Origin of the sequence: Postechiella marina (assembly GCF_039538365.1) — a bacterium.
GTDB classification, from domain to species: domain Bacteria; phylum Bacteroidota; class Bacteroidia; order Flavobacteriales; family Flavobacteriaceae; genus Postechiella; species Postechiella marina.
This window is the reverse complement of record NZ_BAABCA010000005.1, coordinates 354,498-367,669: the sequence shown is the minus strand read 5'-3', so window position 1 is coordinate 367,669 and position 13,172 is coordinate 354,498. Positions and strand designations below refer to the sequence as shown.

Annotated in this window: 8 protein-coding genes; 5 read left to right on the top strand and 3 right to left on the bottom strand. The window is 32.5% G+C overall.

What is annotated here, in order from left to right; genetic code table 11:
- Positions 1-12: 12 nt before the first annotated feature.
- From ABD715_RS13090 to ABD715_RS13070, 5 genes are all read left to right on the top strand, one after another.
- Complete coding sequence (locus ABD715_RS13090) at positions 13-1,608, top strand: putative Ig domain-containing protein (protein WP_344788715.1); 1,596 nt, start codon at positions 13-15, stop codon at positions 1,606-1,608.
- 91 nt (positions 1,609-1,699) lie between these two features.
- Positions 1,700-3,124, top strand: coding sequence for a sulfatase (locus tag ABD715_RS13085; RefSeq protein WP_344788714.1), 1,425 nt, complete (start codon positions 1,700-1,702; stop codon positions 3,122-3,124).
- A 5-nt stretch (positions 3,125-3,129) separates the two neighbouring features.
- Positions 3,130-4,581, top strand: coding sequence for an arylsulfatase (locus ABD715_RS13080; RefSeq protein ID WP_344788713.1), 1,452 nt, complete (start codon positions 3,130-3,132; stop codon positions 4,579-4,581).
- A 27-nt stretch (positions 4,582-4,608) separates the two neighbouring features.
- On the top strand, positions 4,609-5,988 hold the full coding sequence (locus ABD715_RS13075) for an arylsulfatase (protein ID WP_344788712.1): 1,380 nt from the start codon (positions 4,609-4,611) through the stop codon (positions 5,986-5,988).
- Between the two features lie 343 nt (positions 5,989-6,331).
- Positions 6,332-9,373, top strand: coding sequence for a glycoside hydrolase family 2 TIM barrel-domain containing protein (locus ABD715_RS13070; protein WP_344788711.1), 3,042 nt, complete (start codon positions 6,332-6,334; stop codon positions 9,371-9,373).
- 18 nt (positions 9,374-9,391) lie between these two features.
- Here ABD715_RS13070 and ABD715_RS13065 read toward each other — a convergent pair whose 3' ends face one another.
- From ABD715_RS13065 to ABD715_RS13055, 3 genes are all read right to left on the bottom strand, one after another.
- Complete coding sequence (locus ABD715_RS13065; protein ID WP_344788710.1) at positions 9,392-10,747, bottom strand: exonuclease domain-containing protein; 1,356 nt, start codon at positions 10,745-10,747, stop codon at positions 9,392-9,394.
- A gap of 11 nt (positions 10,748-10,758) precedes the next feature.
- The gene (locus ABD715_RS13060; protein ID WP_344788709.1) at positions 10,759-12,324 is read right to left on the bottom strand and encodes a hypothetical protein; all 1,566 of its coding nucleotides are present in this window, start codon (positions 12,322-12,324) and stop codon (positions 10,759-10,761) included.
- Between the two features lie 82 nt (positions 12,325-12,406).
- Positions 12,407-13,153 carry a hypothetical protein gene (locus tag ABD715_RS13055; protein ID WP_344788708.1) on the bottom strand — a complete coding sequence of 249 codons (747 nt, stop codon included), beginning with the start codon at positions 13,151-13,153 and terminating at the stop codon, positions 12,407-12,409.
- Positions 13,154-13,172: the final 19 nt, after the last annotated feature.

Genomic DNA, 13,172 nt, shown 5'->3' with positions numbered 1-13,172 from the left:
TAAAATATAATAATGAAATATAAAGGAATTATACTAGTAGGATTAGTTTCAATATTAATGTCTTGTGGCTCGAAAATAGAAACGAAAATATATCAACCTAAAAAGGAAGAGGGAAAATATATTTTAACACCTAAAATAGGAGAAAAAGTAAAAATTCATGGGGCATCGGTTTTTGGTGTTCGTCCTAGTTCTCCATTTTTATATACAATTCCAGCTACAGGAAAAAGGCCTATTACTTATGCAGTAGAGAATTTGCCAAAGGGGTTAACAGTTAACCCAAATACAGGAGTTATTAGTGGTTTTGTTCTTGATAAAAAATTAGGGAGTCATAAAGTGGTTTTAAAGGCAAAGAATAATTTAGGGGAAACTTCTAAGATGTTTGATATTATAGTAGGAGAAACTATTTGTTTAACACCTCCTTTAGGATGGAATAGTTGGAATTGTTGGGGACCAGATGTTACTCAAAAAAATGTTATTGCTTCTGCAAAAGCGATGGTAGATAAAGGTTTAAAAAACTTTGGGTGGTCTTATGTTAATATTGATGATGCGTGGCAATCGCATAGAGGAGGCGTACATCATGCGATTTTATCAGATTCTATAAAATTTCCAGACATGGAAGGTATGTGTAGAGCAATTCATAGTATGGGACTTAAAGTTGGAATTTATTCTTCACCTTGGGTTACTACTTATGCTGGGTATATTGGAGGGTCTTCAGATTTTGAAGATGGTCGTTGGAATCAATCTATGAATCAAAAGAAATTAAAAAGTAAACGAACATTCACACGGGTTGCAGAATATACTTTTGACGATAACGATGCTAAACAATGGGCAGATTGGGGGATAGATTATTTAAAGTACGATTGGAATCCTAATGAGCCTGCAAGTACCATTCGTATGGCAAAGGCTTTAAAGAATAGCGGTCGAGATATTATTTATTCCTTGTCTAATACAGCACCCTTAGAGAATGCCGAATTATTTGGAAAGGAAGTAAATTGTTTTAGAACCTATGGAGACTTAAAAGACCGTTGGGATGGTAAAGGAAGCCATAAAAGTATAAGAGACGAGTGGGAAGCACATAGAACTTGGATGGAAACAGGTTTTAGGGGAGCGCCAGGGCATTTTCCAGATCCAGATATGTTGGTAATTGGTGAGGTAAATAGTAGAGGTGGACACCCACAACCATCTAGATTAACTGCAGATGAGCAATACTCGCATGTATCGTTATGGACATTATGGGCTGCGCCAATGCTTATTGGTTGCCCTATAGAAACTATGAACGATTTTACATTAAACTTGCTTACTAATCATGAAGTTTTAGAAATGCATCAAGATGCTATGGCAATACCAGGAAAATCAATTTTTCATGACGATACTATGGATATTGTTGTAAAAGACTTAGCAAATGGCGATAAAGCTGTAGGTTTATTTAATTTAAAAGAAACCGAAGCAACATTAACTTTAAACTATAAACTAGCAGGTATTTTAGGAGAGCAAATGGTTAGAGATTTATGGAGACAAAAAAATATTGGTGTTTATAAAAATGCGTTTTCTGCTGTAGTACCTTCGCATGGTGTTGTACTAGTAAGGTTGCAAGCTGTAGTTAAGTAAACAAATAAGCACATTTTATAAACTAATAAGAACATAAAACGTATTAAGAGCATATTACTTTGTGTTTTACAATAAAATAAATAAAAGAATAATGAAATTTGAAAAATTAAAGGTTTTTACTGTTTTAGTAGCGATTATAGTTAGTTCGTTAAATACCATAAAAGGTCAAAGTAAGAAAAATCAAAAACCAAATGTTTTATTTATTATGGTGGATGATATGAACGATTGGGTAGGTGCTTTTGGAGGTAACCCACAAGCCTTAACACCTAATATGGATAAATTGGCAGCTAAGAGTACTGTATTTAAAAACGCTTATTGTTCTGCAGCTTTATGTAACCCATCAAGAACTAGTATGTTAACTGGATATCAGCCTTTTACAACAGGTGTTTATGGTAACGTAGAAGTGTTTAGAAAAATAAAAGGTTTTGAAAACACTGTAACTTTACCGCAGTATTTTGCGAAAAATGGATATAAAACTGCAGCAGCAGGTAAAATTTTTCATAATCCAAGAGGAACAAAACCAGAACCAAAAGAAGGTAGCGATCCAGGATCTTTTCAAGAAGAGCATAAAGGAGGATTAGGCACACCATATCCAAAACAAAGATTTCAAAATGGTTTAAATTTTAAAAGAGCAGGAGTAAAAGGAAGTAAAACAAAATCTTTTGATTGGGGACCTGTAGATGTAGCAGATGAAAAGACACCTGATTGGAAATCTGCAGATTATGCAGCAAATTTTCTTCAAAAAAATCATGATAAACCATTTTTTTTAGCATGTGGAATTTTTAGACCGCACTTACCATTATATGCACCTAAAAAATATTTCGATTTATTTAATGAAGACGATATTGTTTTACCCGAAGTTTTAAAAAACGATTTGCAAGATGTTGGTAAAATTGGTAGTAATTGGTCTGGAGGGAAATTGCATAATGAGATTTTATTAAATAAAAAATGGAAATCTGCAGTTAGAGGCTACTTAGCTAGTTTAGCTTTTGCAGATGCTTGTGTTGGCCACGTTTTAGATAATTTAAACAACAGTAATTATAAAGATAATACCATAATTGTTTTAATGGGAGACCACGGTTGGCATTTAGGCGAAAAAGAGCATTGGTCTAAACAAACTCTTTGGGAAGAGTCTGCAAAAACACCGTTAATAATTTTCGATCCTAGAAACAAAAGCAAGAGTGTAAGTGTACGTACTGTTTCTTTAATAGATATATACCCAACACTTATAGAGTTATGTAATTTGCCAAAAAAGGATGATTTAGACGGACATAGTTTTAAGCACTTAGTTGCTAATCCAGAAGGCGATTGGCAGCATTCAGCATTAACAACAAAAGGTTTAGGGAATCATTCTTTGAGAAATGAAAATTACAGGTATATAGTATATTCTGATGGATTTGAAGAACTATACGATCATAGAATAGACCCTATGGAATGGTATAATATTGCAAATAATAAGCAGAATATAAAAGTGCTTGAAGGTTTTAGAAAAGAATTGAAAGCTTTATTAAATTAGTTGTTATGAAATATATAATAAATAGATTGTCTTTTAAGATTGTTGTAGTTATACTTTGTTTTCAGTTAAGTGTTTGTGCTCAAACCAACAAGCAAGAAAAACCAAATATTATTTATATTCTAGCAGACGATTTAGGTTATGGTGATTTAAGTTCTTACGGACAAAAAAAGTTTATAACACCAAACATTGATGCCTTAGCAGCAAAAGGCATAAAATTTACTCAGCATTATAGTGGTTCTACGGTATGTGCACCATCACGGTCAACTTTAATGACGGGGCAACATACGGGACACACACCAATACGAGGTAATAAAGAACTTAAAGGTCAAGATGGTCAAATTCCTATGTCCGCTAATTCAATAACGGTTGCAGAATTACTAAAACAGGCTGGTTATACAACAGGCGCTTTTGGTAAATGGGGATTAGGTTATATTGGTTCTGAAGGTGATGCTTTAAATCAAGGTTTCGATAAATTTTATGGTTACAATTGCCAACGTAGAGCCCATAGATATTATCCAGATTTTATTTGGAATAATAAAGAAAAAGTTATTCTTGAAGGTAACGATTGGACAAACACAGTAACCTATGCACCAGATAAAATTCAAGAAGCGACTCTAGATTTTATTGAAGAGAATAAGAATAAACCATTTTTTGCTTATGTACCATTGGTATTACCTCATGCCGAATTAATTTCGCCAAAAGATTCTATTCTGCAAAAGTATATTGGAAAGTTTGAAGAAGTACCGTTTACAGCACCTTATGCTTCAGATTATGGTCCAGATATTATTAAACAAAAGTATTGTACACAACCAACACCATTTGCAGCGTTTGCATCTATGGTAGATAGAATGGATGTTTATGTGGGGCAAATTGTAAAGAAGGTTGAGGCATTAGGTATAGCAGATAACACAATTATTATGTTTACTAGCGATAATGGTCCGCATAGTGCTGGAGGTGCAAATCCTGAGTATTTTAACAGTTCAGGCGGTTTAAAAGGTATTAAACGCGATTTGTACGAAGGAGGAATTAGAACCCCTTTTATAGTTTCTTGGCCAAAGAAAATAAAACCAGGGAGCATATCTAATCATGTTTCTGCTTTTTGGGACCTTATGCCAACAGTAGCAGATATTGCAGGAGTAAAAACACCAAAGCAAAGTGATGGTATATCGTTTTTACCAGCCCTCTTAAATCAAAAAAATCAAAAGAACCACGAATATTTATATTGGGAATTTAACCATAAAGGCGGAAGACAAGCGGTACGTATGGGAAAATGGAAAGGTGTTATTTATAATGTTTTAAAGGATAAAAATGCTAAAATGGAACTATATAATTTAGATATTGATGAAACTGAATCTAACAATATAGCTGGAAACCATCCAGATATTGTGGCTAAAATTCAAAAGATAATGAATGAAGCGCATGTTAATTCCAATGTGTTTCCTTTTAAAAAGGAATAAAGGTTTAATTTATTTTAATTTCGCTTTATGAGGTATTTATCATTTACAATTATTGTTTTTTTATTATTTAAAACGATGGTGTTTTCGCAAAATAATAAACCTAATGTTATTTATATTTTAGCAGACGATTTGGGTTATGGTGATTTAAGTTGTTATGGACAAGATAAGTTTAAAACACCAAATATAGATAGGCTTGCTAGTGGAGGAATGAAATTTACAGACCATTACTCGGGTAACTCTGTTTGTAGTCCCTCTAGAGCTGTTTTAATGACAGGGCAACACCCAGGACATGTTTATATTACGGGTAATTCTAAAGAAGAGTTGCCAATGGATATGGTATATACTTCGCTTCCAGAAATATTTAAAAATGCGGGTTATATAACAGGAGCATTTGGTAAATGGGGGCTAGGCTATACAAATGAAGATGATAGTAGAAACCCTTTAAGTCATGGATTTGATGAGTTTTATGGTTGGAGAACACAAAGTGCTGCACATACATATTACCCTAAAGAAATGGTACATAATGGTAAGATTGAAAAGCAGATAGAGGGAACTTATGTACATGATGTAATTATGAATAAAGCTTATAGCTTTATAGAAAGTAATGCAAAGTCCAAGAAGCCATTTTTTTGTTATATTCCAACAGCAATACCTCATGCAGCAATGCATGCACCTAAAAAGTTACATGATATATGGCGAAAAAAATATCCGCAGTTTGATACGGTTATTGGTAAGTATACCTCTAGACATGAAGATTGTAAAGATGTCATAAATCCTATAGCAGCTTTCCCTGCAATGGTGCAACATTTAGATAATCAGATAGGTGAGATTATTAAATTATTAAAAAAGTATAAAGCTGATAAAAACACCTTAATTATTTTTACTAGCGATAATGGTACGCATCACGAAGGAGGTCATAATCCTAAATTTTGGAATTCTAACGGGCCTTTAAAAGGAGGGAAACGAGATGTTTACGAAGGCGGAATAAGAGCTCCTATGTTGGCATACTGGCCTAGTAAAATAAAGAAAGGAAGTACTACAAACTTACCTAGTGCATTTTGGGATGTTATGGCAACAGTTTCAGATCTTACAAATCAGCCAACGCCAAATCAATGTGACGGAATTTCTTTTTTGCCAACACTTTTAGGAAAAGATGAAAACCAAAAAAAAGCTGAATTTTTGTATTGGAAATATACCGATTGGAAAGCAACTAAGGAGGCTATTCGTATAGGTGACTTTAAAGGTATTTTGATTCATAAAAATAAAACAAAAAAAACAGAAGCTAAAGATTTACCTTTTGAGTTATATGATTTGTCTAAAGATTTAGGAGAAGATAACAATATTGCAAAAAAGCATCCTAAAATGGTTAAAACTATGATGGATAAAATGATTATAGCAAATAAGTAGATCAAAGTATTTTGCATATGGTTAATACCGCATGCTAGTGCTAAGATAAAATCAAAGTAATTTTTTCTTCCAATATAGACTCAAAAAAGAATTAGTTTTTTTTAGGAATATAGTTTAAACCAAGAAAGACTAAAAGTGGTTTGGAAGATGTTGAGCGTATAAAATTTGAAAAACAAACAAAGTTTCAATAAAATTATATAAATCAATTAATCATAATTGTGTTTTTGTATTAGCATAAATGTTATAAATAATAAACTGTAGAGTACATGTTATTTATTGGAGAATACTCATTTATTTCTTTATGTATGGAATTTTACATTTAATAAAGGAAATGTAATTACAGATGAAAAAGAAATTATTTAAATTAATTGTTTTATTGTCAATTTCGGCAATGGCTCAACAACAAAGCTTCGATAAAAACTGGAAGTTTATTCAAGAAGATATTTTAGGAGCAGAACAGGTTAATTTTAATGATAACTCTTGGAGGGTATTAGATGTACCTCACGATTGGAGTATAGAAGGCGAATACGATGAAGCTAACCCAATGGGAGACCAATGCGGGTATTTACCTGCTGGTTTTGGTTGGTATAGAAAAACTATAGATGTACCTCAAGAATGGAAAGGAAAATATGTAGAAATAGCTTTTGATGGTGTTTGTATGAATAGTACGGTTTGGGCAAACGGAGAAAAGTTAGGTAATAGACCTTACGGTTGGGTGTCTTTTGCTTATAATATTAGCAAGCAAGTAGCTAATTCGAATAAAATAACATTTGCAGTTAGGGTTGATAATAATAAGCAACCATCTGCACGTTGGTACACCGGTAGCGGAATTTATGCACACACCTGGATTAATGTAAAAGAAAACCTCCATATAGCTAGAGATGGTGTTTTTGTAAGAACTAAAGGAAATAGCGTTTTTATTGATACTAAGATTGAAAATAAAACGCTTAAATCTTCTAAAGGCATATTAAAAACATATGTGTTAAATGCTAATGGTAATAAGTTATCTGCTACAAGTGCTAAGTTTAAAATAGCAGAGAGTTCTAATAATAAAATTGAGCAAACTATAACTTTAAATAGTCCAGAATTATGGTCTGTAGAAAATCCAACGTTGTACACTTTGGTAAGCGAGGTCGTGGTAAAAGGGAAAACTATAGATAAAAAAGAAACTAAATTTGGTGTGCGCGATGTTGAGTGGAAAGATGGAACAGGTATGTGGATTAACGGTAAAAATATTAAACTACAGGGAGTGTGTAACCATCAAGATGCAGGGGCTTTGGGTGCAGCTGTTCCAGATAAAATTTTAAGATTTAGAATTCAGCAATTAAAAGATATGGGCGTAAATGCTATACGCACATCTCATAACCCACAAACACCAATTTTTTACGATTTATGCGATGAAATGGGGATGATGGTTATGGATGAAATTTTTGATGGTTGGATGCAAAAAGCGCAAAACGATTATGGAGCACATCATTTTAATACATGGTGGAAACAAGATGTAACAGATTGGATTAAGCGGGGTAGAAATCATCCTTCTATTGTAATTTATAGTGTAGGTAACGAAACGCGAGGCGATATAGGTAAAGATTTGGTTGCAACTTGTCATCAGTTTGATAATACTAGATTAGTAACCTCAGGGCATTCTGCTTCAGAATATATGGATGTGTTTGGGGTAAATGGTCATAGTGAAAAACAAGGCTTTTTTGAAGAGTTAAAACACGAAGGTCATCCGTTTTTTATAGGGACAGAGAATACGCATACTTGGCAAGTAAGAGGGTTTTATAGAACAAAAACATGGTTTAGAGACGGTTTTCCTAGCGAAAGACAAAAACCATATCCGTTGCCAGATTTAACAGAAAAAGAAGTGTTTTCTCACGATTGGGTTAGCGATTTAGAACGCGGACATAAAAAACAAATTTTTAATTCGAGTTACGATAATGCTATGGTTCGTGTATCGTCTCGGTTAAATATAGAGCAGTTGCGAGATATACCTGAGTACGCAGGGTCTTTTCGCTGGACAGGTTACGATTATATAGGAGAGGCAGGCTATGTGCATGGAGGTTGGCCTTTTAAATCTTTTATGGGAGGCGCTATAGATATGGCCAATTTTGAAAAAGATTTGTTTTACTTATATCAAAGCCAGTGGACAAGCAAACCCATGGTACATATTTTACCACACTGGACTCACCCAAAGGTGGCATTAGGAACCAAAATACCTGTTTGGGTATATTCTAATTGTGATGAGGTCGAATTGTTTTTTAACAATAAATCTTTAGGTACAATAAAGCCAGGTACAATTTGGAATAAAATGCAATGCCAATGGATGGTAAAATGGCAACCAGGAAGTTTAAAAGCTGTTGGGTATAAAAAAGGAAAAGCAATTACCACAAAAACTATAAGAACAGCTAATGCACCGTCTAAAATAGAGTTGTCTGTAGATGGAAAACCGCTAGCAAAAGCAGGACAAGATATTGTACAAATAAGGGTAACAACTACCGACGACAAAGGAGAAATGTATCCTTACGGAGAAAATAGAACCTTTTTTTATGTTTTTGGTCCAGCTAAAATAAGAGCGCTAGACAATGGAAGCCCAATAGATGTAGAAAAGCATTTTGAAGCAAAAGATAGAAATGCATTTTATGGCCTAACAAGAGCTTATATAGAATCGAATGAAAATAGTGGGGATATTACATTACTAGCAAGCTCTATTTTAGGAGAGAAAAAGCAAATTACATCAAATAAGGTAAGTATAGATACAAAATTAATAGCATTACGAGGGAAGCTTAAAAATGTAAATATTGAAGTGTTTTATACAATTGATGGATTTGAGCCTAAAACAACATCAAAAAAATATGAAGGGCCTTTTAATGTAAAATTAGGAGCTACTGTTAAAGCTATGGTAGTTGCTAACGGGAAACCGGTTCAAATCTTACAAGAACGATTTGCTTTAGATGAAGGTTTTCTTTGGAATAAAATAAAAGAGGGTAAAACAATTATTGAAGGAGAACAGGCCGAAAATGCTAAAACTATACAAGGTAAAACACTTTATAAAGGAAAAGATTATAGAGGTAAGGGTTATGTTAAACTAGCCAAGAAAGGCGATTTTGTATCTTGGTATCAAGAAAATGATGGAGGCGAGGTAGCTGTTGATATGTATATAAGGCATGGTGGTAAAAATATTGATGAGGTTGGAGCTTATATTAACGTATTAGTAAATGGCAAAGTCGTAAAAGAAAAAGTACTGTTAAGAAATACAAAGAACTGGGGTGCAGACTGGTACAAAACCAAGGTGAATATTAAGCTAGGAAGAGGAGCTAATAATATTAAAATAATTAACGTTGGAGAAGTAGGAACTTTAATTGATGAAATTTTTATAAACTAAACAAGTAAGAATTAAACTTTACACACTTAGTGAGATACTACCTTTAATTAACTCGCTTCGTATAATTTTTTGAATGTCAGGATTGTCGTTTTGCGGAATTAAAAACGGTTCAAAGTCTTCTATATTATTAATTTGCTCGGTTTTATCAATAAATCCGTAGCCTTTATAAGTGCCTTTTTCAATTATAACAAAAGCATCTTCATTTTCGTGTCTTCCTTTTTGTTTTAAAATAAGGTCTTTCGAATCCTCCTTTAAGTGAGTAATGGCTTTTAAAACACGTTCGTTATAGCTTTTGTAATGTTCTTCGTCTTTACAAATACCTTGACAAGTATGTATTTTAAAGTGATTACACGACGACACACCTTCTTGTAAATGGCAATATTTGGGGCAAAGCTTAAATGTACTGCAAACACGTTCTATATATTGTCTACATTCATTTATAGAATATAAAGTAAGTATTGGGTAAGGGGCAGCCTTTAATGTGTTGTATGCAAGGTGTATAATACCATTTCTATCTGTGTAATTAAAAATAGCATACATTTTAGGTGCGCGTTTAGAAAGTTGATTAAAGTCAGGATAATGCTTTTTAATGGCAGCATCTTCCATAAGAAGCGCTATAAATTCAGATCCAGATAGCTCAAAATCTATATCGGCAATATCTCGGCACATATCCAAAGCTTTTTTTGCTTTGCTATAAAAATGACTTAAAACACGCTTTTTAATATCTTTTGCTTTACCTACATAAATAATCTTACCTTTTTTATTTTTGAAATAATAAATACCAGGCGTACTTGGTAAATTATTAAAAACCGATGTTGGTAAATGCGATGGTAAGGTGGCTTCTTTAGACGATTTGTTTAAGAATTCGTTAAAAACAGCTTTGGCATTGTCTTGTTTAAGTAAAAGTTCAAATAAAATAACTGTAGCTTCAACATCTCCTTTTGCACGGTGTCTGTTTTCTATATTAATGTTTAAGGCGTTGCATAATTTACCAAGACTATACGATTTGTGACCCGGAATTAATTGTCTAGACAATCTTACTGTACATAGTTTTTTTCTGTTAAAATCGATACCAATAGCTTTAAATTCGTTTCTAATGGCGTTATAATCAAAATTAACATTATGTGCTACAAATGTTGTGCCTTCTGTTATATCTAAAATATTATTTGCAACTTGAGAAAAAGTAGGCGCATTAGCAACTAAATAATTATTTATACCGGTTAGCGCAACAATATAATCTGGAATAGGTTCTTGCGGATTGATTAAGGAAGTAAACTCGTCTATAACTTTATTTCCATCATATTTAAAAATAGATATTTCGGTAAGTTTATTAGTTTTACCTGTAGTTTCAACATCAATAATAGTATAAATCATTAAAAAAATGTTTAGTCGTCTTCAGGAAAAATAATATGCTGGTAAGCTCCTAAATCTGGAGTGCTAGTTCTGTTTTTATTCAAAATATCTAAAGGTACTTGACTTGCAAATGTGGCTAATCCTTGATTTATAGCAGCCGATTCTTCTCCAATATTAAATTTATTTAATTGGGTATCTAAAAAGTTAGGATCTTCGTTAAAAAGGTTTCCTTGGTAGTGTGTCGTGTTTGTTAAATCGTAATTAGCACCAGTAAGGTTTGTATTGGTATTATCAAATCGAATTAAAGAATTAGTGAATTTAAAATTAAAATCGACAGCATCATCTTCAAGCTCGTCTAATAGAATTTCGGGGTTATCGTTTCCATAAATAATACAATTATTAAAGTTGGCTTCTATAAGGCTAGAAAGTGTAGCGTTATTATTATCGTCTAAAATAAAATTGTTTAATAAAACCGAAGGAAATTGCCTAAAACTATTATTCCAATAATTGGCAATGGTACTGTGCGTAAAATTGTATTTGCCTCCAAAAGTACCCGCAAAAGACGATTGTCCTGTATTATTTATAACAACATTATTTCCTGCAATAGATGTACGTCTTCCTAAAATACCAAAGGCACTCGAGTTGTAAATTTGCGTGTTAGATATGTTTAGTTTGTTGTTTTCTGCATGCGGATTTCCATCAGATAAAATACCAACGGTTGCATTTTTTATAGTCGCGTAATTAATAATGTTATCGTAACTACCTTCAACTAACCAAATTGTGCCCCATTGCCCTGGTGTATTTGCAAAATTACTTTCTAGTCTGTCTCCTTCAAGTATAACCTCGTTTTCTAATAATTCTTGGTCGTTACTATAAGCGCCATTTATATGTAAAGAGGCTGCGTTAGATACTATTAAACCAGAATTTTTATGAAAGTGTAAACGGGCTCCAGCATCTATAGTAAGTGTTTTTCCAACAGGTACAGCAGCAAAACCATAAATAACGTAAGGTTTTTGGTTTGTAAAATGAAGTTCGTCTTCTAGTAATTCTCGACCTTGTATGTTGGTTCCTGTGTATTGGCCACCAACGTTTAAAATTAAAGTTTCAAGCACTTTTGTTGTGTTATTTCTATTTGGATAGATAAAAATAGCATCTTGTACTAAGGTTACTAATTCAACTTTTTGAAGGTTAGCATTGGCATCAAATTCAATTTGATCTGTGTATAAATATGTGCCATCAGGGTTAGAAAAATTATTAAAATCGATAGTGGTTTCAACAAAAATATACATGCTGTCTTTGGCTTGAATTTCTACATTTTCAAAGACTTTACCTGGCATGCCATCTACACTTAACCTATAACTTGATGTTTCGCCTAGGCCTAATTTTAACGACGGTATTACAATATCTTCGTCGCTTCTATTATACACTTTTAAGTTGTATGTACTAGAGCCTATATTAGAGAAAACAGTGTCTAGATATATGGTATCTCTCGAAAACTCTAAACTTCCTGTGCTTGGTGTAAATTCAAAATCTTTACGACAAGAGCTCCAAAGTGTTAGAAAAATTAGGGTTAAAGTGAAATATAGATAGCGTTTCATTAAAAAAATAAGTTTTTAGAACGTTAAAAATATAACTTTTGACGTTAAGATTTAGTATGTAACACCGTATTTAATTTTAAAGCTATTTACTTTTATTGTAATTGTCTATTATTTTTAAAAAGTCTTGACTAAACAGTACTAAAGAATCTAAAAGAATAAAATTATTTTCCTTTTTTAAAAGGTTGCTATCTAGTTTTTTAGCATCGCAATAATCGAAGAACAAGCCTTTGTGTTTTTTAGAAATATTTAAGTTGTTTTCTAGTAGTTTGTTGTTAAAGAATTTATCGTTGGCAAATAATGAATCGAACTGTTCGTAGGTTGTTGCACTTATTAATGGTTTTTTTGTTTTTTTACTTTTGAAAAGTTTCCGAATTAATTTCGACAATTCAACAAAATCTATATTACCACTTGCCATGGGTTTATACAAATGTGGATTATTTTTAATATCGTTCTTAATTTGAAGACCTAGATTTTGAGTATATGCTTTAGATTTAAAAGGTTTTGGTTCTGTTTTATTGGTTAAAAGAACTACATCTAAGGTGTTAATGTCTTTTTTTAATTCGATTACAACCTTGGTTTTAGTGTAATTGCTGTTAATTATTACCGCTTGCTTTAAATGAAATAAAGAAGAAATAATAAGCGTATCGTTAACCGATGCTTTAATATAAAAATCACCTTTAATAGTAGAGTAGGTAGAGGTTTGTTTTGTTGTATTGGTTATTTTTGCACCTTTTACCGTGTCGTCTTTATCGTATATTTTTCCAGAAACAACTTGGCCTAACAAGATGTAGGGTAATAACAGAAAAAAAAGTAAAGTAATTTTTAGCATGTTATTTAATACAAATTAA